19 protein-coding genes and 2 pseudogenes are annotated in these 22180 nt (G+C 71.2%); 12 read left to right on the top strand and 9 right to left on the bottom strand.

What is annotated here, in order from left to right:
* Positions 1-103: 103 nt before the first annotated feature.
* Positions 104-3475 carry a CARDB domain-containing protein gene (locus tag OTB16_RS18730; RefSeq protein WP_267721358.1) on the top strand — a complete coding sequence of 1124 codons (3372 nt, stop codon included), beginning with the start codon at positions 104-106 and terminating at the stop codon, positions 3473-3475.
* 202 nt (positions 3476-3677) lie between these two features.
* Here OTB16_RS18730 and OTB16_RS18725 read toward each other — a convergent pair whose 3' ends face one another.
* The 3 genes from OTB16_RS18725 to OTB16_RS18715 are packed head-to-tail and all read right to left on the bottom strand — an operon-like array spanning position 3678 to position 6159.
* The gene (locus OTB16_RS18725; RefSeq protein ID WP_267721357.1) at positions 3678-5183 is read right to left on the bottom strand and encodes a M48 family metallopeptidase; all 1506 of its coding nucleotides are present in this window, start codon (positions 5181-5183) and stop codon (positions 3678-3680) included.
* Positions 5180-5926 (bottom strand): RNA polymerase sigma factor, encoded by a 747-nt coding sequence (locus OTB16_RS18720; RefSeq protein WP_267721356.1) that lies wholly within the window; start codon positions 5924-5926, stop codon positions 5180-5182. Before OTB16_RS18720 ends, OTB16_RS18725 begins: the two co-directional genes overlap by 4 nt.
* Positions 5923-6159, bottom strand: a complete 237-nt coding sequence (locus OTB16_RS18715; RefSeq protein WP_267721355.1) for a hypothetical protein — start codon at positions 6157-6159, stop codon at positions 5923-5925. The genes OTB16_RS18720 and OTB16_RS18715 overlap by 4 nt, the downstream gene beginning before the upstream one ends.
* A 238-nt stretch (positions 6160-6397) precedes the next feature.
* Here OTB16_RS18715 and OTB16_RS39315 point away from each other — a divergent pair.
* Positions 6398-6619 (top strand): annotated as a pseudogene (locus OTB16_RS39315) (dihydrofolate reductase family protein); the annotation flags it as partial.
* Between the two features lie 349 nt (positions 6620-6968).
* On the opposite strand, the gene OTB16_RS18705 reads toward OTB16_RS39315, so the two are convergent.
* Positions 6969-7706, bottom strand: a complete 738-nt coding sequence (locus OTB16_RS18705) for an SDR family NAD(P)-dependent oxidoreductase (protein WP_267721354.1) — start codon at positions 7704-7706, stop codon at positions 6969-6971.
* A gap of 84 nt (positions 7707-7790) precedes the next feature.
* Here OTB16_RS18705 and OTB16_RS18700 point away from each other — a divergent pair, with 84 nt between their 5' ends.
* Complete coding sequence (locus tag OTB16_RS18700; RefSeq protein WP_267721353.1) at positions 7791-8456, top strand: TetR/AcrR family transcriptional regulator; 666 nt, start codon at positions 7791-7793, stop codon at positions 8454-8456.
* A 281-nt stretch (positions 8457-8737) separates the two neighbouring features.
* On the opposite strand, the gene OTB16_RS18695 is transcribed toward OTB16_RS18700, so the two are convergent.
* Both OTB16_RS18695 and OTB16_RS18690 read right to left on the bottom strand, forming a co-directional pair.
* A complete protein-coding gene (locus OTB16_RS18695; RefSeq protein WP_267721352.1) occupies positions 8738-9481 on the bottom strand; it encodes a response regulator transcription factor in 744 nt (247 codons plus the stop codon).
* On the bottom strand, positions 9478-10788 hold the full coding sequence (locus tag OTB16_RS18690) for a sensor histidine kinase (protein WP_267721351.1): 1311 nt from the start codon (positions 10786-10788) through the stop codon (positions 9478-9480). Before OTB16_RS18690 ends, OTB16_RS18695 begins: the two co-directional genes overlap by 4 nt.
* Positions 10789-10963: 175 nt before the next feature.
* Between OTB16_RS18690 and OTB16_RS18685 the strand changes: the two genes are divergently transcribed.
* The 5 genes from OTB16_RS18685 (at position 10964) to OTB16_RS18665 (ending at position 15836) form a co-directional block, all read left to right on the top strand.
* Positions 10964-12133: a serine hydrolase domain-containing protein gene (locus tag OTB16_RS18685; RefSeq protein ID WP_267721350.1), complete on the top strand. Its 1170-nt coding sequence runs from the start codon at positions 10964-10966 to the stop codon at positions 12131-12133.
* A gap of 384 nt (positions 12134-12517) precedes the next feature.
* A complete protein-coding gene (locus OTB16_RS18680) occupies positions 12518-13192 on the top strand; it encodes a hypothetical protein (RefSeq protein ID WP_267721349.1) in 675 nt (224 codons plus the stop codon).
* 318 nt (positions 13193-13510) lie between these two features.
* Positions 13511-14179: a DsbA family protein gene (locus OTB16_RS18675; protein WP_267721348.1), complete on the top strand. Its 669-nt coding sequence runs from the start codon at positions 13511-13513 to the stop codon at positions 14177-14179.
* Positions 14180-14537: 358 nt separating this feature from the next.
* Positions 14538-14999, top strand: coding sequence for a DUF3093 domain-containing protein (locus tag OTB16_RS18670; RefSeq protein ID WP_267721347.1), 462 nt, complete (start codon positions 14538-14540; stop codon positions 14997-14999).
* 180 nt (positions 15000-15179) lie between these two features.
* A complete protein-coding gene (locus tag OTB16_RS18665) occupies positions 15180-15836 on the top strand; it encodes a maleylpyruvate isomerase N-terminal domain-containing protein (RefSeq protein ID WP_267721346.1) in 657 nt (218 codons plus the stop codon).
* A gap of 270 nt (positions 15837-16106) precedes the next feature.
* On the opposite strand, the gene OTB16_RS18660 is transcribed toward OTB16_RS18665, so the two are convergent.
* Positions 16107-17324: an MFS transporter gene (locus OTB16_RS18660; protein WP_267721345.1), complete on the bottom strand. Its 1218-nt coding sequence runs from the start codon at positions 17322-17324 to the stop codon at positions 16107-16109.
* Between OTB16_RS18660 and OTB16_RS18655 the strand changes: the two genes are divergently transcribed.
* Entirely contained in the window at positions 17314-17730 is a 417-nt protein-coding gene (locus tag OTB16_RS18655) for a TetR-like C-terminal domain-containing protein (RefSeq protein WP_267721344.1), read from the top strand. The genes OTB16_RS18660 and OTB16_RS18655 overlap by 11 nt on opposite strands.
* Here OTB16_RS18655 and OTB16_RS18650 read toward each other — a convergent pair.
* Together OTB16_RS18650 and OTB16_RS18645 are read right to left on the bottom strand one after the other, a co-directional pair.
* Positions 17676-18206, bottom strand: coding sequence for an acyltransferase family protein (locus OTB16_RS18650; protein WP_267721343.1), 531 nt, complete (start codon positions 18204-18206; stop codon positions 17676-17678). The two genes, OTB16_RS18655 and OTB16_RS18650, sit on opposite strands and share 55 nt — an antisense overlap.
* Positions 18207-18301: 95 nt before the next feature.
* Positions 18302-18892, bottom strand: a complete 591-nt coding sequence (locus OTB16_RS18645) for a TetR/AcrR family transcriptional regulator (protein ID WP_267721342.1) — start codon at positions 18890-18892, stop codon at positions 18302-18304.
* A gap of 111 nt (positions 18893-19003) precedes the next feature.
* On the opposite strand from OTB16_RS18645, the pseudogene OTB16_RS18640 reads away from it, so the two are divergent.
* The 3 genes and pseudogenes from OTB16_RS18640 (at position 19004) to OTB16_RS18630 (ending at position 22127) form a co-directional block, all read left to right on the top strand.
* Positions 19004-20012, top strand: a pseudogene (locus OTB16_RS18640) (NADP-dependent oxidoreductase).
* Positions 20013-20217: 205 nt separating this feature from the next.
* Positions 20218-21231 carry an SPFH domain-containing protein gene (locus tag OTB16_RS18635; RefSeq protein WP_267721341.1) on the top strand — a complete coding sequence of 338 codons (1014 nt, stop codon included), beginning with the start codon at positions 20218-20220 and terminating at the stop codon, positions 21229-21231.
* Positions 21228-22127, top strand: a complete 900-nt coding sequence (locus tag OTB16_RS18630; protein ID WP_267721340.1) for a hypothetical protein — start codon at positions 21228-21230, stop codon at positions 22125-22127. The genes OTB16_RS18635 and OTB16_RS18630 overlap by 4 nt, the downstream gene beginning before the upstream one ends.
* Positions 22128-22180 lie beyond the last annotated feature (53 nt).

Raw genomic sequence — 22180 nt, 5'->3', positions numbered from 1 at the left:
TGCCGATCCGGCCGCCCGCCCCTGCCGCTCATCGGTGCTGTGCGCTGGCGGACAGGGTCGCGCCCGCTACCGGCCGCCGCAGATGAGGAATCAAGAGGATTTCATGCGATCCGGACAACTGGGACGGCGATTGATCGTCGGCTCGATGGCGGCGGGGCTGATAGGCGCGAGCCTGCTCCCCACGCCCGCCCATGCCGTGGAAGGACCCAACAAGGCCCAGGGCAAGCCCGCGAGCGCGGGCGGCACGAACGCCAGCTACGTCGCCAACAACGTGACGGACGGAAGCCAGGCGTCGTACTGGGAGGGCCCCAACGGGGTGCTTCCGCAGTGGGTGCAGGTCGACCTGGGGGCCAGCACCGGAGTGGACCGGGTGGCGCTGAAACTGCCCGCTTCCTGGGGCTCCCGCGTCCAGACGCTGAGCGTGCTGGGCAGCACGGACGGAACCTCGTTCGCCACGCTCTCCGGGTCGGGTGCGCGCACCTTCGACCCGGCCCGGGCCAACACCGTCAGCATCCCCGTCACCGCGACCACGGCCCGCTTCGTTCGCGTACAGGTGGCGTCGAACACCGGGTGGAACGCAGCCCAGCTCTCCGAGCTGGAGATCTTCGGCGAGGCGGGCGGCGGCCCGCCCGATCCGGAACCGAGCGGCACCAACCTGGCGCGCAACAAGCCGATCGAGGCCTCGTCGGTGACGCAGTCGTACGTGGCCGCCAACGCCAACGACGACAGCGACGCCACCTACTGGGAATCGGCCGGCTTCCCCGCGACCCTGACGGCGAAGCTCGGCGCCAACGCCGAGCTCCAGGCGGTCAAGGTCCGGCTCAACCCGGACCAGGCATGGGGTCCGCGTACGCAGGCCATCGAGGTGCTGGGGCGCGAGCAGGCGGCCACCGGATTCACGTCGCTCAAGGCGCGCGCCGACTACCAGTTCAGCCCGTCATCGGGCGGGAACACCATCACCATTCCGGTCACCGGCCGGTACGCCGATGTCCAGCTGAAGGTCTTCAGTAACAGCGGCGCCCCCGGCGCGCAGGCCGCCGAGTTCCAGGTGGTCGGCACCGCCGCCCCGAACCCGGACCTCACGATCACCGACCTCGTATGGACCCCCGCCTCGCCCTCGGAGACCGACCCCGTCGAGGTCAGCGCGACCGTCCGCAACGCCGGTACCGCCGCCTCGCCGGCGACATCGGTCAACGTGAGCCTCGAGGGCGCTGTGGCCGGTACCGCGCAGGTCGGCGCGCTCGCTGCCGGTGCCTCCACGACGGTCAAGGCTGCTGTCGGCAGGAAGGCGATGGGCAGCTACACCGTGTCCGCCGTCGTCGACCCGGCGGGAACCGTCGTCGAGCAGGACGACACCAACAACAGCCGGACCGGCTCGTCCAAGCTGGTCGTCGGCCAAGCCCCCGGCCCGGACCTCACGGTCACCGCGATCACGCCGAACCCGGCCGCGCCGGCCGTCGGCGCGCAGGTCTCCTTCACCGCGACGGTCCAGAACCGGGGCACCACCGGTGTCGCCGCCGGAACCGTCACGCGGCTGACCGCCGGAACCACCACGCTGGGCGGGACGACCCCCGCGGTCGCCGCCGGCCAGTCGGTCACCGTGCCGCTCTCCGGCACGTGGACCGCCGCGAGCGGGGGAGTCACCCTCACCGCGACGGCCGACGCCACCGCGACCGTCGCCGAGACGAACGAGAACAACAACGTCTTCAGCCGCTCGCTGGTCGTGGGACGCGGGGCCGCCGTCCCGTATACGGAGTACGAGGCGGAGGACGCCCGCTACCGGGGCACCCTGCTGACCGCCGACCAGAAGCGGACCTTCGGGCACACCAACTTCGCCACCGAGTCCTCGGGCCGCAAGTCCGTCCGCCTCAACTCCACCGGTGATCACGTCGAGTTCACCTCCACCAACGCGTCCAACTCCATCGTGGTGCGCAACTCCATCCCGGACGCCTCCTCCGGTGGCGGCGCCGAGGCCACGATCAGTCTCTACGCGAACGACGTCTTCGTCCGCAAGCTGAACCTGACGTCCAAGCACAGCTGGCTGTACGGGACGACCGACGACCCGGAGGGTCTGACGAACACGCCGGGTGCCGATGCGCGCCGGCTGTTCGACGAGTCCCACGCCCTGCTGGCACAGAGCTACCCGGCGGGGACCACGTTCCGGCTGCAGCGCGACGCGGGCGACACCGCCTCCTTCTACATCATCGACCTGATCGACCTGGAGCAGGTCGCGGCCCCGGCCGCACAACCGGCGGGCTGTGTGTCGATCACGAACTACGGAGCGGTGCCCAACGACGGTCTCGACGACACCGACGCGATCCAGCGCGCCGTGACGGCGGATCAGAAGGGCGAGATCTCCTGCGTGTGGATCCCGGCGGGACAGTGGCGCCAAGAGCAGAAGATACTGACCGACGACCCGCTGAACCGGGGAATGTACAACACCGTCGGCATCCGGGACGTGACGATCCGCGGGGCGGGCATGTGGCACTCGCAGCTGTACACCCTCACCCCGCCGCATCAGGCCGGTGGGATCAACCACCCCCACGAGGGCAATTTCGGCTTCGACATCGACCACAACACGCAGATCTCCGACATCGCCATCTTCGGCTCCGGCACCATCCGCGGCAACAACGGCACCGAAGAGGGCGGCGTCGGCCTGAACGGCCGCTTCGGGAAGAACACCAAGATCAGCAACGTGTGGATCGAGCATGCCAACGTCGGTGTCTGGGCCGGCCGCGACTACACGAACATTCCCGAGCTGTGGGGCCCCGGTGACGGCGTCGAGTTCAGCGGGATGAGGGTCCGGAACACGTACGCCGACGGCATCAACTTCGCCAACGGCACGCGCAACTCCACCGTCTACAACTCGTCCTTCCGCAACAACGGCGATGACGCGCTGGCCGTCTGGGCCAGCAAGTACGTCAAGGACACCTCGGTGGACATCGGCTCCAACAACCACTTCAAGAACAACACCATCCAGCTGCCCTGGCGTGCCAACGGCATCGCCGTCTACGGCGGATCCGGCAACACCATCGAGAACAACATCATCTCCGACACCATGAACTACCCGGGGATCATGCTGGCGACGGACCACGATCCTCTGCCCTTCTCCGGACAGACGCTGATCGCCAACAACGCCCTGTACCGCACGGGCGGCGCGTTCTGGAACGAGGACCAGGAGTTCGGTGCCATCACCCTGTTCGCACAGGGACAGCCGATTCCCGGCGTCACCATCCGTGACACCGACATCATCGACTCGACGTACGACGGCATCCAGTTCAAGACGGGCGGTGGTGAGATGCCGGATGTGAAGATCAGCAACGTCCGCATCGACAAGTCGAACAACGGTTCCGGAATCCTCGCGATGGGCGGCGCCCGCGGCAGCGCCACCCTGTCGAACGTGACGATCACCAACTCGGCCGAGGGCGACGTCCTGGTCGAGCCCGGCTCGCAGTTCGTCATCAACCGCCCGTAGCAGGTTCGACGGCGTAGCCGCGGTCGGCGCAGAGCCGGCGTGAGCGGTGCCGGGGTCGGCTGCGCGGGCCTCGGAGGCGGGCATGGCGTTCGGCGGCGATAGGGGCCGAGCGACGTCATGCCCGCCTTCGATGGTCGGGGAGGCCACGAGTGCCGCGCAGGTCGTCGATCGCGGCGTCACCCGTGTCCGCCGGCTCAGCGGACTACCCGCCCGGCAGCAGCGGCAGAGCGGTGGCCTGCCCGGGCGGTGGGAGAGGCGAGAGGGCGGACGTCGGAAGGGGTGGCGGCAGGAGTGATGCCTCGGGCCGGACGTTCCGCGTGCCGGGTGGCGGGGAGAACGGTGGCGGACCGGTGCGGGGCGGGGAGAACGGTGGCGGATCGGTACGGGGCGGGGAGATGACGGTGTGGACGAAGACGCTTCCCGTCAGGACCAGGACCATCCCGATCAGCAACGTCTTGACTTTGAACCGAAGGAAGGCCCTGCTGGGCCGAGGCGCCTCCACCGACACCGTGGCGCCGCCCTGCGCGGGATCCGAGCCACCCACCGGGCGCAGGGCGTCCTGTAGGGCCAGGGCCAGCTCGGGAAGGTCCCGCAGGAGCGCCGCGGCGGGAGGGCTCGCGCTCACCGTCGGTCGGCGGGCGCCGTCCATGTCGTCGTCGGCACGCAGGGCCGCCAGCCGGACCTCCAGCGGCGGGTGGCTGCCGAGTCCGTCCCCGGAGCCGACGTGCGGTGCCGGGGTTCCCCCGCCGTCGGCGAGCGGCCGGGCCACCGGATCGGCGAGCCGGTCCGCGAAGTCCCGGAACACGCCGTCGGGAAGCGTCAGGCGGGGCAGTGACCCGTCGCCGCGCTTGCCGGCCGCCGATGCCGGTGGGCTCTCCGGCCGGGCCCGGTCCTCCGGCGGGGCCTCGGTTCGGGCCCGGTCCTCCGTGAACTCGTCCCAGGTCGCCGCCAGGGCGTGCACGGTCCTCAGGGCCCGCGCGAACGTGCACGCCCCGGCCGTCCGGGCCGCCGCGGCGTCCGCCTCGAGCTCCTGACCGCGCCGTACGGCCAAGGTCTGCCGCAGGTACACGCCGTTGTAGGCCTTGGTGAGCTTCAGGAGCAGCCGTACCGGCGGTTTGATGCTGGTCTGGTCGGTCTCCAGGACCTCCAGGTGGCGGACGGTGCGTTCCAGTGCGACGCTGCCGCGGTGGCTGACGGCGGCCAGCCGGGTGTGCCGGCCCGCGTAGTGGCCCAGTTCGTGGCAGAGGACGCCGCGCAGCTCGTCCGTGGTGAGCCCGAGAAGCAGGGGCAGGCCCAGGTCCAGGGTACGGGGGCCTCCGATCAGACCGAGAAGCCGGCCGCGTTCGCCGGCGCTGGCGTTCACGGTGTCGGCCAGACGCAGCGTCGTGGGCGGGGCGGTGCCCAGCTCGCCGGCGAGTCGCAGGGTCAGAGCCCACAGTTCGGGCTGCTGTTGCGGGGTCAGCACGACCCGCGGCCCTTCGGCCAGGCCGGCGGACGTCCCCGCCAGCAGCCCGAGGGCCAGGGTGGCGACGGGGAGCACCGTGAGGGAACCCAGCACGGCGATCGGCCAGGCTTCCGTGGTCAGGACGGCTACGACGAGCAGCAGCTGGGTGGCCAGGACGGCGACGGCGAGCAGGTGTACTCCGGCCAGCAGGGCGCAGCCGAGCAGGGCGCGCGACGTGGTCCCCGCCGGCGTCCTCCCCGTCACCCGCGCCCCGTGCCTTTGCGATGCCGCTCGGCAAGGCCGGCCCGGGCCCGCCGCGGTGCCTGTTCGTCCTCCTCGAACGCCGAGCAGAGCCAGGACTCGGTGGCGCTCAGGGCGGCGGCGAGCCGGTCACCAGGCGCCGGACCGCCGGTGCCCACCAGATTCACCTCGCCCAGGGGATCGGTGTCCGGATCGAGCCCGAGCATGCGGCGGAGGTTGTCGCGCCCCTTGCGGAGGTTTCCCCGCGCCGTGGAGGCCGCGATGCCCAGGTCATCGGCGATCTCCTGGTGGGTCATGGCGTAGAGGCCGTACATGACCAGCACCATCCGTTGGCGCGGCGGCAGGGCGGCCATCGCGGTCAGCACCCTGCGAGCCTGCTCCGTCTCCTCCGGCAGTGCCTGACGGGGCTGGGCCACGTTCAGCGCCGCGCGCTTGATCTTGAGGCGCAGACGCAGCGCGCGCCACAGTTTTCTCCGCATCACCAGACTCACCCACGCGTTCGGCTGCTCGTAGAGGCTGATCCGGTCCCAGTTCTCCAACGCCGCGAGGAAGGCGTCCTGGACGGCGTCCTCCGCGTCCTGACGGCTGCCGCACAGCATCACCGCCCGGGCCAGCAAAGCCGGACGATGGGCCGTGAAGAACGCGTCGAAGTCGACAGGAGCGCGTACGTCCTCCGGCGCCTCGCCGCCGCCTTCCGGTACGGGCTCCTGCGCACCGGCCCGGACACTGCCGGTCCCACCGCTCATGGTGTTTCCCCCTCCTGGCCGGTCGAGGCGGCCGGGCCGTCGCCCCGTACGGTGAGGACGCCCCCGTCCGGACGGCGGTCCTCCACATGGACCCTGCGACCCTCCAGCCCCAGCGCGGCGATCACCAGCCGACGCCGTTCACGTTCACGGGCCAGCTCTCGTCGCCAGGCCACCACCTGGAGGGCGATCTTGACCGTAGCGGCCAGTCCCGCGAGCACGACGGTTTCCCACATACCCGACCACATCCCCTGCCGAACACGTAACGTCAACAGATGCCCTGCCGACTGCGACACCGCTGAACACCCGCGGCGAGGCACCGCGTTTACCCGTCGACCGGAATCCGTTTCATCGGCGCGCGCGGAGGTGCTCCCGTGACGCCGCGCAGTCGATCGATGAGTTCCGGGTCGTGCGGAGGTCATAGCCTGCGGGAGCCGCGGCAGACTGACGCGCTCGTATCCGGAGGAGCGACGCATGGCAAAGCTCATCTATTCGATGATCACCTCCCTCGACGGCTACGCCGAAGCGGCGGAAGGGGACCTCGGCACCGGGGCCGCTGACGACCAGGAGGTGCACACCTTCGTCAACGACCTCTTCCGCCCCGTCGGTACGTACCTCTACGGCCGACGGATGTACGAGACGATGGTCTACTGGGAGACGGCGCACGCCGAGCCCGACCAGCCGCCGCACTGCCGCCTGACCCGCGGCTGCTCTCCGGTCAGCGCCGCACCGCGGACATGCGGCCGTGCCCGCGCCGACGGCCTTCACGTCGTCCGGCGCTGGTCCCGACCGGCACCGGACGACGTGAACAGCACCGCACAGCGCCACCCCGCATGGACCTGCCGGGACCAACGAAAGTGGATGAGCACCCGGCGGAGGCCGGCGTTGCCGGACCGGCAGTCGGGGCGGCGGCCGGCGTCATCCAAAGAGGCCGCGGCCACGATCTCGTTGCTTCGAGCGCACTGGGCCTCGTACGACGCACACGCGCGGCCGGGAGTGCGCCCCTTCGCTTCGAGGGAACCGGATGCGCACCACCGGACGTCGTTCAGGCCCGGGTGTAGCCGCCGTCGGCGAAGAGTTCGGCGCCGGTGACGAACGACGAGGCGTCCGAAGCCAGGAAGAGGGCGGCCTCGGCGATTTCCTCGGCGTCGGCCAGCCGCCCCAGTGGCACGACGGCCTCGGCGAACCGGTCGACGTCCGGCCCCGCGGCGCGCAGCAGGGCAGGGGTCCGCGTGGGTCCCGGGCTGAGGACGTTGACCCGGAATCGACGCTCTCGCGATTGCCGGGCCCAGTTGTGCACGAGGTTGCTCAACGCCGCCTTCGAGGCGCTGTAGACCTCGAGGTGCTCGTTGGGGCGCACGCTGTTGCTTGAGCCGATGACCAGGATGGAGGCGTTCTCCGCCAGCAGCGGAAGCGCCTTCTGGACGGTGAACAGTGGGCCCTTGACGTTGACGGCGAGTGTCAGGTCGACGTTCGCCTCGGTGTGGGCGCCGAGCGCGGCGTCCGCGACGATTCCCGCGTTGGCCACCAGCACGTCGATGCGTCCGGCCTCCTCGCGGACTCGCTTGTAGAGCGCGTCCAGGTCGGCCAGGACCGAGACGTCGGATCGTACGCCGGTGGCCGCAGGACCAATCTCCTTGACTGCCGCTTCGAGGCGGTCGATGTCCCGGCCGGTCACGAAGACCCGTGCGCCCTCCCGGACGAAGCGGTGTGCGATGGCCAGCCCGATCCCGCTGGTCCCTCCGGTGATCACGGCCACCTTCTCCTGCAGTACGCCTGGCACGTCGAACCCCTTCAGTTGTGGAATGGATCGTCCATAACGTAGGCAGTAATGGACGGTCGAGTCAAGAATGGATAGACTGAGACCATGGCGAGACCACGCGCATTCGACGAACGCCACGTCCTGGAGCGGGCCCGGGAACAGTTCTGGGCGACCGGCTATGCAGGAACCCGGATGGACGACATCGCCCAGGCGACCGGCCTGGGCAAGGGCAGTCTGTACGGTGCATTCGGCGACAAGGGCAAGCTGTTCCACCGGGTCTTCGGTGACTGGTGCACCGCAGTCGTTGAGGTGGCCGAAGGGCGGCTGGCAGACGGCCCGGACGCGGAGGCCTGGGTCAGGCTGTCGGGATACGTGCACCTAATGGCGGAGAACACCGCCTCCGACACCGAGCGCCGCGGGTGCCTGTTGGCCAAGGGCGCGGCGGAACTGGCCCAGCACGATCCGACGGTCGCCGGACGGTCGGCCGAGACCATGACGGCACTGCTGACCCTACTGCGGACGGAGATCAGCGCAGCCCAGCGCCACGGCGACATCGACAGCGCTGCGGATCCGGAACGGTTGGCGGCACTGCTGCTGACGGTGGTCCGCGGTATCGAGGCGGTAGGCAAGGCCGGCCTGGCCCCGGAGACGCTGCGGAACATCGCAGATACCGCACTGGCAGTCCTCCCCATGCCCGAGGGGAAGAAACGCTCCGCAACCGGGCGCGGTCCGGCCCGCGAAAACCAACGTGGTGCCGTCACGGCCACATGATCCGCCGGACAGTGCCCAGGCCGGGGGAGGAGTGACCAGCCGTGTAGCACTGGGGTTGACACGAGCAGCCGAGGCGAGGGTCGGTAGATCTGGGTCCCGGCTTGCTGTCCACGGCCGCGATGGCGCGGGCGAAAGCGCGTGGGATGACGATGGTGCTCTCGTGAACCTGTCCACGTCCTGCTCGAAGCCGATCAGATCCTTCGCGCTGTGCCCGGAGGAATGCGGGACGTGCGGACGGCACCGGGTCGGCGCGTCCAGGAAGACGCCTGCCGTCGGGTACCTCAGCAGCCCGTGAATCCCGGGGCCACCAGGCCGGACTCGTACGCGATGACCACCGCGTGGGTCCGGTTTTGCGCGCCGAGCTTCGTCAGGACGTTCCCGACGTGCGTCTTGACCGTCTCCAGGCTCACCGTGAGGCACTCCGCGATCTCCGGGTTGGACTGGCCGGTGGCCATCAGCCGCAGGACTTGCTCCTCCCGCCCCGTCAACGCCGCCTTCGGCAGGGCTTCGGTGGAGCCCAGCGGACGGGCGGCGACCATCCGGCGCAGGGTGGCCGGAAAGAGGATCGCCTCTCCCGCCGCCACCACCCGTACCGCCTCCGCGATCTGCCGGACCGGAAGCCGCTTGAGCACGAAGCCGCTGGCCCCGGCGCTGAGCGCGGCGGTCACGTAGTCGTCGTTCTCGAAGGTGGTGATCACCACGACCTTCGGCGCTCCGGCAGCCCCGTTCGAGTCGGTCCGCCCGGTCCGCCCGGCCCGTCGGCCCGACGCACCCGATCCGCCCGGCTCGGCGAGGAGCTGCCGGGTGGCCTCGATCCCGTTGCGGCGCGGCATCCGTACGTCCATCAGGACCACGTCCGGACGCAGCAGCCGCGCCTGCTCGACCGCCTCGACCCCGTCGGCGGCCTCTCCGACCACCGTGAGCCCGGGCTGTGCCGCGAGCAGCGTACGCAATCCGCTACGGGTCACCTCGTCGTCGTCCGCGATCAAAAGCGTGACGGGTGTGCTGCTGCCGGGATCGGTCATGGCGACCACCGTACGGGCAGCCTGACGGCCAGCCGCCAGTGCCGCGGGCCGTCCGGGCCGGCGTCGAACTCGCCGTGCAGCAGCCGGACGCGCTCGGCGAGGCCGGGCAGACCGTGACCGGACGACGGAAAGGCACGCCCGCGGCCGTGGCCCGAACCCGCACCCGTACCTTCACCCGTACCCGTACCCATCGTGTTGACCACACCGAGTTCCAGTCCTTCCGGAGCGGCCGTCACGCGGACCTCGATCGGGCCGCCCGCTCCGTGCCGCATCGCGTTCGTCAGCCCCTCCTGGAGGATCCGGTACGCGGCCCGCGAGAGCGTCCCCTGCACCCGCGTCAGGTCCCCGGTCAGCTGCCACTCCACCGCGGTGCCCGTGTGCCGCACGCGGTCGCGCAGTTCGGGCAGATCGGCCAGGGTACGGGTCGGAGCCGTCTCGGTATCCCTCTCGCGCAGGACGCCGAGTACGTAGTCCAGGTCCTCCAGGGCGGCTCGGGCCGATTCCTCGATGCTGCGCAGGGCGGCCCGCGCCGCCACCGGGTCGGCGGAGAGCACCTCGCCGGCCACCGCCGCCTGGATCGTGGTGGTCGTCAGCGTGTGCCCGATCGAGTCGTGCAACTCGTGTGCCAGCCGGTTGCGTTCGGCCAGACGCAGTTCCCGTTCGGCCGCCAGCGCGAGCCGCTCGGCCGCGGACGGCCCGAGCAGCCTGGGCGCCGACCACCGCAGAGCGTTCGTCACCAGCACGCACACGGCGGCCGCGAGGACCAGGCAGCCGAGCCCGACCGCCCAGCTCTGCCAGCCGCCCTCCACCCGTACCGACCGGCCGAACAGGCTCAGTCCCAACTCGGCGTCGAGCCAGCCCCCGGGCAGGGTCAGGCCGACGAAGAGCAGCAGACCGCTCGTCAGCGCGCCCGTCCACCCGACTGCCACGTGCAGCAGCAGCCAGAGCGGAGTGCGCCAGCGGTCGGCGCGCGACGCTGCCGGAGCGGACATCGAGGGGACCGGGCCACCGGGTGGGTTCGTGGACGTCCGTACGGCGACTGGCTCGGGCAACGACACCCGCAGCAGCCGCCGGGCGGACGCGGTCAGCACCCGTCGCGTGGTGCGGGCGAGACCGACCAGACCGATCAACGCGCCCCAGACGAGGAGGACCACGACGACCTGCACGCCTTCGGGAGCGGATCGCCACGCCAGCACCGGCAGCAGGGCGAAGGACAGCAGGGGAAGGCTCGCGAGTGCGGCGCCATAGGCGAACAGCGCACCCGCGTAGGTGGAGCGGCGCAGCAGTAGTCTGATTCCCTTGATCATGATCGCCCAGTATGTACGGGCGGCTCGCCCGGCTACCTCCCCCGATCGGGGGAGACCGTTCTCCCGCCTTCACGCGATGCGCGCCGGACCCCAGTGAACCCATGATCGTGCCCTGCCCGGTCGACGGGCGGCAGGAACAGCCGGCAGGACCCCACGATTCCCACGGAGTTGAATCATGCGCGAGCAGACACAGCACTGGTCCCCTTCCACCGAGCGGCGGAGCGGCGGGCGCCGCGGAGCGCTGGCGGCCGCGGCCGCGGTGGCCGCCGCCATCGTGACCGCCGGCGTCCTGGCACCGACCACGGCGTCCGCCGCCGCGCGGCCAGACAGCGTGCAGCAAGGCCTGAACGCGCTGGTACGGGACGGCCAGCCCGCAGCACTGGCGACCGTCAGGGGCGGCGACGGCCGCACTCAGACGTACACGGCGGGCGTCGGCGACCTGGCAACCGGCGCGAAGGTGCCCAGGGACGGCCAGGTGCGGATCGGCAGCAACACCAAGACGTTCGTCGCGGTGGTCCTGCTGCAACTGGTCGGCGAGGGGAAGATAGGCCTCGACGACTGGGTCGACACCCATCTCCCGGGGCTCGTACGCGGGGAGGGCATCGACGGACGCCACATCACCGTCCGGCAGCTCCTCCAGCACACGAGCGGACTGCCCGAGTACGGGGTGCACATCAGCGACGACGAGATCGCCCACCGGTACTTCGAGCCCCGGGACCTCGTCGACATCGCCCTGAAGCACAAGGCCGAGTTCTCTCCCGGGGAGAGGTGGAGCTACAGCAACACGAACTACGTGCTCGCCGGCCTGATCATCCAGAAGGTCACCGGCCGGCCCCTCGCGGAGGAGATCGACCGGCGTGTCATCCGGCGCATCGGGCTGCGCCACACCTACTTCCCCGCCCCGGGAGACAAAACCATCCGGGAACCCCACCCGAAGGGCTACCGCGCGATGCCGGACGGGGAACTGCGCGACTCCACGGAGGTCGACCCGTCGGCGGGCGGGGCGGCGGGCCAGATGATCTCCACCAACTCCGACGTCAACCGCTTCTTCACGGCGCTCCTGCGCGGCGACCTCCTGGAGGACGCCCAGCTCGCCCAGATGCGCACCACCGTCCCGGTCGGGGACACCGGCGCCCACTACGGCCTGGGGCTCATGAGCAGGAAGCTGTCCTGCGGCGGCGTCTACTGGGGCCACGGTGGCGACATCGTGGGGTACGAGACCCGGGGCGGAATCACCGACGACGGCCGCCGCGCCGCCAACATCGCGGTGACCAGTATTCCGGCCGACATCTCGGGCACGAGGCGCGTGGAGGCAGTCGTGGACACGGCGCTGTGCCAACGCTAGCGCCCACCGGTTCCACAGCCCTTCGCGGGAGTCCGACACCCGCGCCCGCACTCCGGCCCCGCCCCCGCCCCCGCGTCGCGCCGGCCGCCGCACGGCGGTGGTCGATCACCCCTGACACCCCGACCGCACTCCGCTTACGCGACTCGCCCGTTCTCGTCCTGTCACCAGACGTCCTTCACCACCCCGTCCTGCCGGCTTCGGCGAGCGGGCGGCCCACGCTCGCCACCCCTCCGTGCGTCGCGGATCCGTGGCGTGCCGGTTCCACGGAGGAACGGGGTGCGGGTGCGAGCACGCCAGGGTCCCGGGATACCCTGCGGGTGCCCGTGGGGCTCTACCCGTGTCTCAGGGGCGTCCCCGACCGGTCTCCCCGAAAGTGCAGCAGCCATGTCCGCCATCCTCCCGTCGCGGCCGCCTTCGCCGGCCCGCGGAGTGGTGCGCGGCCTGCGCGCCGGCGTCCTCGCGGCACTGTGCGTACTGCTTCCACTGGTGGGCCACCTCCTCTCGCAGGGGCACACGCCGCGCTGGGCCGTGCTCCTCGGGATGGCCGCGACCGCGGCGCCCGGTGCGGTGCTGCTGACTCGGCACAAACTCTCCGACGGCCAGCTCATGGCGGCGCTGGCCGGTGCCCAACTGGCCTACCACGCGGCGTACGCGCTGCCAGGTGCCTGCGCGGCCGTGACCGGGTCGCAGTCGCCGACGGGTCCGGTCGAGCATGCCTCGGCGGCCGGAGTTCCGCCGGAGGTCTTCCTCGCCGGACACCTGGTCATGCTGGTGCTCGCCGCACGGCTGTTCGGGCTGACCGAACGGCTCTTGTGGCGCGGCAGGCCTGCCCTGGAGGCGCTGCGCGCCCTGCTCCTGTTCGTCTGGCCGCACCTGCACGCCGGCAGTGGACCGAAGACGGCCCTGCGCGACCTGGAGACCAGCGCGATGCCACCGTCCGCGCTCGTGGTCCGCCTACACCCCGGTCGAGCACCACCCAGGTCCGGGCGCGCTGTCATGTGGCGTGCCCCTCTCTCGACGGCCGGGCTGTCGCCCGCCGGTGGTCTCTGCCTGTCCTGACGGCCAGGTGAAGGGGCCGTCCGCGGGCGTCGGCGTTCCCCGCTCCGGCTGGTCCGGGGAGCACCACGCCGTCCGCCCCACCTGGGCCGGCTGTTCGTGAGGATGCGGGCTGGTGGGAGGCCGCGGGACGCACCTGGGGTCCGTCCCTCACCGAGGACCAGTACAACGGCGGGACCGATCGCCCGGGCCGCCGGCGACATCCCCGTCCTGATCACCACGATCATCCCCGCCCGCGACCGCCGACTGGCCGCGACCGACTGGCCGCGACCGCCAGACGCGAGGACAGCCCGGCCGACAACCACACCACACAGAGGAATCATGACGAAGCTCCGGAAGAACCTGTTGGCACTCGCCGCCGTCTTCGCGGTGCTGGCTGCCGCTTTCGGCACGTTCCTGCTGATCAAACCGGACGACCCGGCTGCGGCAGCTCCGGCCCCTCCCGCGCCGGGCGACGCACAGGCCGTACGCGCGGACAGTCACAGGCTGTCCAGCCCGCAGCGCAGCGACATGACCCTGGTCGAGTTCCTCGACTTCGAGTGCGAATCCTGCGGAGCCGTTCATCCGACCGTCGAACGGCTCCGCCAGGCGTACGGCGACCGAGTCACCTTCGTCGTCCGCTACTTCCCCCTGCCCGGCCACCGCAACAGCCGTACCGCGGCCGTCGCCGTCGAGGCCGCCGCCCAGCAGGGCAGGTTCGAGGACATGTACAAGAAGATGTTCGCCACCCAGAAGGAGTGGGGCGAGGCACAGGACTCCCGAGCGGACGTGTTCCGGGGCTACGCCGAGCAACTCGGCCTCGACATCCAGAAGTACGATTCGGCGGTCAAGGACCCGGCCACCGAGGAGAGGGTCAAGGCCGATCAACGAGACGGCATGAACTTGAACGTGCAGGGCACTCCCACCTTCTTCCTCGACGGCCGGCGGATCCAGACGCCACGCACCTACGAGGCGTTCAAAGCGCTCATCGACGAACGGCTCGCCGAATGACCGAAACGAAGGGCGGGCCGGAAGGGGCCCGGCTGGTCGACGAGGCAGGCCCGAAGGTACCCGGAGCGCGCGGCCGCGCTGGGAACCGGACTCCGCGAGCCGGGCAGTCGGCATTCGGCAGACGGCAGACACCCCCGGGTGATGGTCGTCGCCTGTTCCGACGCCCGCCCGACGCCCGCCCGACGCCCGCCCGACGCCCGCCCGGTGCCCGCCCGGTGCCCGCGCCGGTGACCGGAAGCCGGCCGGGCGAGGTGCTGGAACTGCGCACGCACGGCGGCCTTCCGCCGGCACCTTCCCGCCCCTGTGACCACGCCCGGCCACCGGCACCCCCCTCCCGCACGAGCGAGGACCTGCTCCCATGACCACACCCGTACCGCTCGCCTACGACGAGCGGCTCACCGCTCCCCGCACCTGGTGGCTGATCGCTGTCGCGGTCGGCTCCGCCATGGCGCTCATCGTCCTGCCGTACGGGGGGCTCGCCGCCCTCGGCGGATTCGCCGCCGGCACCCTGGTCACCTGCATGTGGATCAGCGCCCAGGGCTCCTCCCGTATCCGCGTCACCAGCGGCCTGCTGGTCGCCGATGACGCGCGGATCCCTCTGAGCGCACTGGGCGAGGTCCACGTCCTGGAGGGCGAGGAAGCGCGGGCCTGGCGAACGTACAAGGCGGACATGCGGGCCCACATGACGATGCGCAGCTACATCACCGGTGCGGTGCGCATCGAGAACACCGATGCCGCCGACCCGACGCCGTACGTGTACCTGTCGACCCGCTCCCCGAAGGCTCTCGCGGACGCCCTGGAAGCCGCCCGGAAGATGTAGATCACGGCCCAGCCTCGACGCTCTTGCGTCGCTCCTCACCAGGATCCGCTCACCCTGACGATCACACCGCGGCTTCGGACGCCCGCGCGCGAAGCAGGACTCTCCGGTCACGCGGTCGGCCGTTGCCACGGTGGCGGACACGGCGTCCTCACTCACCGACCGGCGCGATACGGTCCTGCCATGTCCCGATCAGTCGATACTGCCCTCTCCCAGCCCCCCGTCACCGCGGATGACCTCGACCTCGCCGTGCAACTCGCCGTGGCAGTCCTTCGAGAGGCGCCCCCAGCCGCGTGGGAGGGCAAGGCCGGTTCGCTGGAATGGGACTGCTGGGAAACCGTCGAACACCTCAGCGACGACCTCTTCGCCTATGCCGCGCAACTGGGCCCCAGAACACCGCCCTTGGACGGCGAGGTGCCCTTCGTATGGGAGAGCCGACGTCCCGGCGGCCCGGCGAACGCCATTCACGCAGACCGTACGGCGGGGCCCGCCGGCCTGCTGCAGGTCCTGGAAGCGAGCGGCGCGCTGCTGGTCGCCATGGTGCGCACGACGTCTCCGCGCACCCGCGCTCACCACGTCTTCGGCGTCTCGGACCCCGAGGGCTTCGCCGCGATGGGGATCGTGGAGACCCTGGTGCACACGCACGACCTGACACGAGGGCTCGGTCTCGCATGGGGCCCGCCCGCCGATCTGTGCTCCAGGGTGCTCGCTCGGCTGTTTCCCGACGCACCGTCGTCCACGGAGCCCTGGCTCACCCTCTTGTGGGCCACCGGACGCGCCGAACTACCCGGACACCCCCGTCTCTCCACATGGCGCTGGGACGGCACGCCCCGGGCATAGGCGCGGGCGTTCTCTGCCGCGCTGGAGAGGTCCGGTCGGGGTTGCCGGGTCGGGGCGCTGCTGGTCAGTCCGCCCGGGGACCTGCCGGGCAGGCGGACGCGGAAGCGTCCGTGGACGGTGGCCCGGGGCCCGAACCCCGCCGGCATCTGCCGCCACCGGGCACTGACCGGCAGACGTACGCCCGCCCCGCCGGTCCGGTGGGGATCGGCGGGGCGGGCGGTTCACCGGCTTGCGGACGGCGGGGGAGTTCATCCGCGTAGGCCGGGGGTGTCAGCGGACTCCCGCGGTCTCCGGCTCGGGGTCTGCGGCCGGTTCGGCGGTGGGCGGTTGCTTCTTGAGGGCCAGGGCGAGCAGGCCGCCGAGGATCAGCAGCACACCGCCGGCGATGCCCGCCATGCGCAGCCCGGAGACCACGTCCTCCTTGGCGGCGTCGATGTAGGTGCCGGTGAAGGTGGAGTTGGCGACGGCCACCAGGGCGGCGAGGCCGACCGCGCCGCCTACCTGCTGGGCGGTGGAGGCCATGGCCCCGGCCACGCCCTGCTCGGTGAGGTCCACGCCGGATCCGGCGGAGGCGAAGACGGATACGAAGACGAGTCCGCCGCCCAGGCCCCAGAGCACGGAGCCGGGGAGCATCGCGTAGAAGGAGCCCCCGGTGGTCATGACGGCGGCGGTGAGGGCGATGCCCGCGCCGTTGACGATCATGCCGGTGGACAGGGTGCCGCGCATGCCGAAGCGCTCCATGAACTTCGGGGCCAGCTTGCCGGCTCCGATCATGGAGACCAGGGTCAGCGGGAGGAAGGCGAGTCCGGCCTGCAGCGGCGTGTAGCCGAGGACGGGCTGGATGTAGGTGGTGAAGACGTAGTACCCGCCGGACAGGCCGGTCTGGAAGATGAAGACGACGGCCATCGCGACGACCAGCGGCCGGTTCTTCAGCAGCCGCAGCGCCATCAGCGGATCGCGCGTCTTGGCCTCGGTGACGAAGAAGGCGACGAGTAGCAGCGCACCCGCGATCAGCGAGGTCAGCGGGGTCAGCGGGGTGGGGTGGGTCCAGCCGTCCTCGGGGCCGGTGACCAGGCCGAAGACGATGGCGGAGATGCCGACGGTGGCGAGCACCGCGCCGGGCAGGTCGAAGCCGCCGGAGGCGCCGGTCTTCGGGTCGGGGCGCAGCACCTTCGGGGCGGGGATCAGGACGATCAGCGCGAAGGGGATGTTGATGAAGAACACCCAGCGCCAGGAGGCCAGATCGGTCAGGACGCCGCCGAAGAACGCGCCTGCGGCGAGGCCGAGGGAGCCGGCCATGCCCCACATGCCGAACGCCCTGATGCGGGCCTTGCCCTCGAAGGAGGTGGCGATGAGGGCGAGGACGGCCGGGAAGAGGAAGGCTCCGCCGATGCCCTGCACCAGGCGGGCGGCGATCAGGACGCCCTGGCTGGTGGCGGCCCTCCCGGCGGACCAGCCGGCCCGGCGCGTGCGGGCTGTGTGCGACACCTTCCGGACCTGGTCGATCGGGAACCCGGCTGCCTTCCGGCTCATCTACGGCGACGGCCTGCCCGGCTTCACCCCGCCCGAGGAAGTCTCCAAAGCCGCCCGACGGGGGTGTATGACCGTGCTGGACGTGGTCGGCGGTGCCTGGGACCACGTACCGGCCGAGACCCGCGAGGACAAGACCGGCTGGGAGGACTTCCAGGCCTCCCTCGCCGAGCCCGCGCGGGCCCAGTTCCCCCATCTGCCGCCCCAGGCGCTCTCGCTCAGCCTGCGGATCTGGGGCCGGATGTACGGGGCGGTCGCGCTGGAGGTCTTCGGCTACCTCGCGGGGCAGGTCAACGACCCGGCGGAGCTCTACCGCCGCGAGGTCGACGCCATCGTCTCCCTGCTCGGACTGTCCGGGGAGTGACCCGCCCCCTGCGGTGATCTGCGGCGCGGGCGGGACCAGGCCCGCATCGCCGGCTTCTCCACGCACGTGTACAGCACCCAGACCAGCACGAGGCTCACGGCGAGGTGCAGCAGCACGATCCCCGCGCCTTGCAGGACCGGGAACTCCCGCTCCATTCCCAGCAGTTGTTTCACGTACGTGATCACCGTGCCGTGCACCATGTAGAAGGCGAAGGAGACCTCGCCCAGCCACATCAGCGCAGGGTGGTGCAGGCGGGACGGCGTGCCCTGGACGTCCCGTACGGCGATGGCGCCGATCAGCAGCGCGAGCGGCAGCGCGGTGGCCGCGCTGTGCGAGTACAGCCACGGCACGTTCATGGCCAGCACCCAGCCGGCGGCGGTGAGCGCGGCGGCGGTGCGCACCCGGATGCCGGTCCACCGCCCGGACAGCACGATCAGCGCCAGCACGATGCCGAGGGCGAACTCCAGCGTCCGCACCGGCGGGCAGGCGAAGCGGCCCGCACACCGATGTCGCCCGCACGCCGATGTCGCGCGGGGTCGGTTCGCTCGTACAGCGTGCGGAACGAGTTCGGCTACGGGACTGCGGGCAGGGTTTCCTCCTCGGCATCGCTGCTGGACGCACCCGTCAGAATCGCGCTGGAGACGACATCGAAGAGGCGATCGGAACGTGGCGCGAGCGCTGGTTGATCGCCGAGCCAGGCCAGCATGGCCACCAGCGCGAACAAGTCCGCGCCGTCGATATCGCGCCGTGCCACGCCGGCGGCCTGGGCGCGGGTGAGGAGCCGGGTACCGGCTGCGCGCAAGGTGACGCAGGAAGCGTGGAGTGCGGATTCGGTGTCCTCGATGGCGGCCGCCATCAGCACGGTCACGCCCCGGTACTCAGTTGTCCACGCGACGCAGCCGCGCAGCCACGAGACGAGGGCGTCTTCGGCGGAGCTCGACGTCTCGAGTTCGCCTGCCCTTGCCGTCAGTTCGTCGAAGCTCGTACGGAGCAGGGCATCGAGCAGCGCCTCGCGTGTCGGGAAGTGCCGAAGGAGCGTTGCGAGCCCGACACCGGCCTTGCGCGCGACGTCGCGCAGTGACACGTCCACGCCCTGCTCGGCGATGGCGGTGCCCGCTACTGCGAGCAGGTGGTCGCGGTTCTTCCTGGCGTCGGCCCGCATCTGCCCCTCTTGACTATCCGGATCAGTGGTCCATATATTCGGATCAGTGGTCCACTTATGTGGATCGCTGATCCGAATAAGCCTATCGCGCTGCGCGCGCAGGAGAGAACGATGGCGACACACACGATGAGAGCGGTCCGGCTCCATGAGCACGGCGGCCCTGAAGTTCTGCGTTACGAGGAGGTGCCGGTCCCCACGCCGGGGCCGGGCGAGGTGCTCGTCCGCGCACGCGGCCGGCATCAATCCCCCTGACTGGTACCTGCGCGACGGGATGTCCAACCTGCCTCCGAAAACGAGGCCGAAGTTCAGCCTGCCCGTGATCCCGGGGACGGACCTGTCTGGCGTCATCGAGGCCATCGCCGCGAACGTGGAGGACTTCTCCGTCGGCGATGAAGTCTTCGGGCTCCTTCGCTTCCCCGGCTTCGAGGGCAGCACCTATGCCGAGTACGTGGCCGCGCCCGCCTCGGACCTCGCACTCAAGCCGGCTGGCATCGATCACGTCCACGCCGCCGGGGCCCCCATGGCCGGGCTCACCGCGTGGCAGTTCCTGATCGCGCTCGGACACGATCACCCCTCGCCCTTCCAGGAGGCACGGCACCGCCCGGTGCCGCTCGACGCGAACGTGACGGTGCTCATCAACGGCGCCGCGGGCGGCGTGGGGCACTTCGCGCTACAGCTGGCGAGATGGAAGGGCGCGCGTGTCATCGCGGTGGCATCGGGCGCGCACGAGGCGTTCCTGCGCGAGCTCGGCGCCGACGAGTTCATCGACTACACCAAGAGCCGCCCCGAGGAACTCGTGCGCGGTGTGGACCTCGTTCTCGACACCGTCGGCGGCCCCGACAGCAAGCGCTTCCTGCGCACGCTCAAGCGCGGCGGTTCCCATTTCCCTGTGTTCTTCGGCGAGTTCGACGAGGAAGAGACCTCGACCCTCGGCGTCACGGTCACGGGCACCCAGGTCCGCTCGAACGGCGCGCAGCTCGGCGAACTGGGGCGCCTGCTCGACGCGGGCACGGTCCGCGTCGCGATCGACAGCACGTTCGCGCTCACGGACGCCCGGGCCGCGCACGAACGCGCTGCCCGAGGGCACATCCAGGGCAAGATCGTGCTCACAGTGGATTAGGGATGGCCCGCGGGGGCGGCATCCCAAGCACGCACTCGTCGCCGCCATCGCCGCCGTCGACGCCTTCGGCACCTGGTCCGGCGACTGAAGGTCCGCGAGGGTTTGCGTTGCTGCCGGGCAGCTCCCGGGAACCTTCCTTTTCGTCCTCTTGACGATATGAGCAAGTCCTATTATCGTCGCATTGACGAAATCAAGGGGGTTCGCCATGGCCGACATCACCCGGCGCTTCGGCTGGCGTCATCTGCGCTCCGCGCCCACCGTCCACATCCGCCACCACAAGCGCGGCCGACTCGTCCATGACGGACGGGGGCTCAGTTTCTGGTACCGGTCGCTGTCGGCGGCGCTTTCCGAAGTGCCGGTCGACGACCGGGAGCTGGCCATGGCGTTCCACGCCCGTACCTCCGACTTCCAGGACGTCGCCGTACAGGCCACCGTCACCTACCGGATCAGCGACCCGGCCGAGGCCGCGGACCGGCTCGACTTCTCCGTCGACCCGGACACCGGGAGCTGGCGCGGCGCACCCCTGGACCAGATCGCCACTCTCCTCACCGAGACCGCACAGCAGCACACGCTGGACGTACTGGCCCGGACCCCCCTGGCCGTCGCCTTGGTGGACGGCGTCGCCTCCGTGCGGGAGCGGGTCGCCGCCGGTCTCACCGCCGAGCCCAGGCTTCCTGCCACCGGCATCGACGTGGTGACCGTACGGGTCGTGGCGATCCGCCCCGAGGTCGAGGTGGAGCGCGCCCTGCGCACCCCGGCCCGCGAGCAGATCCAGCAGGAGGCGGACCGGGCCACCTATGAACGGCGGGCCGTCGCCGTCGAGCGCGAGCGTGCCATCGCCGAGAACGAGCTGGCCAGTCAGATCGAACTGGCCCGGCGCGAGGAGCAGTTGGTTGAGCAGCGCGGCATCAACGCCCGCCGCGAGGCCGAGGAGAAGGCGACGGCGGACGGTGTGAGGACCGAGGCCGAGGCGGCCCGTAAGGTCCGCCTGGCCCGCGCGGACGCCGAGGCGGCGCGCGAGACGGGCGCGGCGCGCGCCGAGGTGCAGGCAGCCTGGCTGCGCGTGCACGACGAGGCCGGCCCGGGCACGCTGCACGCCCTGGCGGCGACCCGGCTGGCGGAGAACCTGCCGCGGATCGAGAGCATCACGCTCTCTCCCGACGTCCTCACCGGGCTCCTGAGCAGGCTCGGACGTCCGGAAGGCGGCGCGGGCGCGTGAGCCTGGCCCCGCGGGCGGTGCTCGTGCACCGCAGGACCGAGTACGAGGAGCTGCTCGCCCGGCACGGGACGCACGGGCAGGCCGCGTTCTTCCTTTCCAGCCGGGGCCGGTCGATCGACGAGGTGGTCCGCCGCCACGACCGCACGCGGCAGGCGCTGCGGGAGGTGGCGGCGGCGGTGCCGCTCACCTGGCGCAGCTCCCGGGTGGAGCGGGCGGACCTGGACCGCTTCCTGTTCGCCCCGGAGGACGTGGTGGTCGTGGTCGGCCAGGACGGCCTGGTCGCCAACACCGCGAAGTATCTCCGCGGCCAGCCGGTGGTGGGCATCGACACCGACCCGGGGCGCAACCCGGGGGTCCTGGTCCGTCACCGCTGCGCCGACACGGCCGCACTGCTGCGTGCGGCGACCGCCGCCGGGGGCCGGGCAGAAGAGTTGACCATGGTCGAGGCCGTCGCCGACGACACCCAGCGCCTTCTCGCGCTGAACGAGATCTACCTGGGCTCGCCCGGTCACCAGACGGCCCGCTACCGCCTGGGCACCGACGCCGAGAAGGGCCCGGGCGAGGCCCAGGCCTCCTCCGGGGTGCTGGTGGGCACCGGTACGGGCGCCACCGGCTGGCTGCGTTCCCTGTGGCTGGAGCGCGGCAGCTCCGCGGGTCTGCCCGCACCCTGCGACCGGCGGCTCCTGTGGTTCGTGCGCGAGGCCTGGCCCTCCCCGACGACCGGTACGACGAAGGTCGCCGGTGAGCTGGGGCGGGGGCAGGGGCTGCAGCTGACCGTGGAGTCGGACCGGATCGTGGTCTTCGGCGACGGGATGGAGACCGACTCCCTGGAGCTGACCTGGGGCCAGAGCATACGGCTGGGCATCGCGGAAACGGCGCTGCACCTGGTGACGTGAGCGCCCCGCCCGACCGGCCGTCGCCACTGCGGTCTCACGGGAGGACGATGGAC

Origin of the sequence: Streptomyces antarcticus (assembly GCF_026627255.1) — a bacterium.
In the GTDB taxonomy this organism is placed as follows: Bacteria; Actinomycetota; Actinomycetes; order Streptomycetales; family Streptomycetaceae; genus Streptomyces; species Streptomyces antarcticus.
Note: the sequence above shows the minus strand (reverse complement) of the source record. Positions and strands in the feature narration are given on the sequence as shown.

What these genes read in the sequence shown, in the direction of transcription:
- OTB16_RS18730 (WP_267721358.1), top strand. Translation starts at nt 104, where the DNA reads ATGCGATCCGGACAACTGGGACGGCGATTGATCGTCGGCTCGATGGCG.
- OTB16_RS18720 (WP_267721356.1), bottom strand. Translation starts at nt 5,926, where the DNA reads ATGAGCGGTGGGACCGGCAGTGTCCGGGCCGGTGCGCAGGAGCCCGTA.
- OTB16_RS18715 (WP_267721355.1), bottom strand. Translation starts at nt 6,159, where the DNA reads ATGTGGGAAACCGTCGTGCTCGCGGGACTGGCCGCTACGGTCAAGATC.
- OTB16_RS18700 (WP_267721353.1), top strand. Translation starts at nt 7,791, where the DNA reads ATGGCGAGACCACGCGCATTCGACGAACGCCACGTCCTGGAGCGGGCC.
- OTB16_RS18695 (WP_267721352.1), bottom strand. Translation starts at nt 9,481, where the DNA reads ATGACCGATCCCGGCAGCAGCACACCCGTCACGCTTTTGATCGCGGAC.
- OTB16_RS18690 (WP_267721351.1), bottom strand. Translation starts at nt 10,788, where the DNA reads ATGATCAAGGGAATCAGACTACTGCTGCGCCGCTCCACCTACGCGGGT.
- OTB16_RS18685 (WP_267721350.1), top strand. Translation starts at nt 10,964, where the DNA reads ATGCGCGAGCAGACACAGCACTGGTCCCCTTCCACCGAGCGGCGGAGC.
- OTB16_RS18680 (WP_267721349.1), top strand. Translation starts at nt 12,518, where the DNA reads ATGTCCGCCATCCTCCCGTCGCGGCCGCCTTCGCCGGCCCGCGGAGTG.
- OTB16_RS18675 (WP_267721348.1), top strand. Translation starts at nt 13,511, where the DNA reads ATGACGAAGCTCCGGAAGAACCTGTTGGCACTCGCCGCCGTCTTCGCG.
- OTB16_RS18670 (WP_267721347.1), top strand. Translation starts at nt 14,538, where the DNA reads ATGACCACACCCGTACCGCTCGCCTACGACGAGCGGCTCACCGCTCCC.
- OTB16_RS18665 (WP_267721346.1), top strand. Translation starts at nt 15,180, where the DNA reads ATGTCCCGATCAGTCGATACTGCCCTCTCCCAGCCCCCCGTCACCGCG.
- OTB16_RS18645 (WP_267721342.1), bottom strand. Translation starts at nt 18,892, where the DNA reads ATGCGGGCCGACGCCAGGAAGAACCGCGACCACCTGCTCGCAGTAGCG.
- OTB16_RS18635 (WP_267721341.1), top strand. Translation starts at nt 20,218, where the DNA reads ATGGCCGACATCACCCGGCGCTTCGGCTGGCGTCATCTGCGCTCCGCG.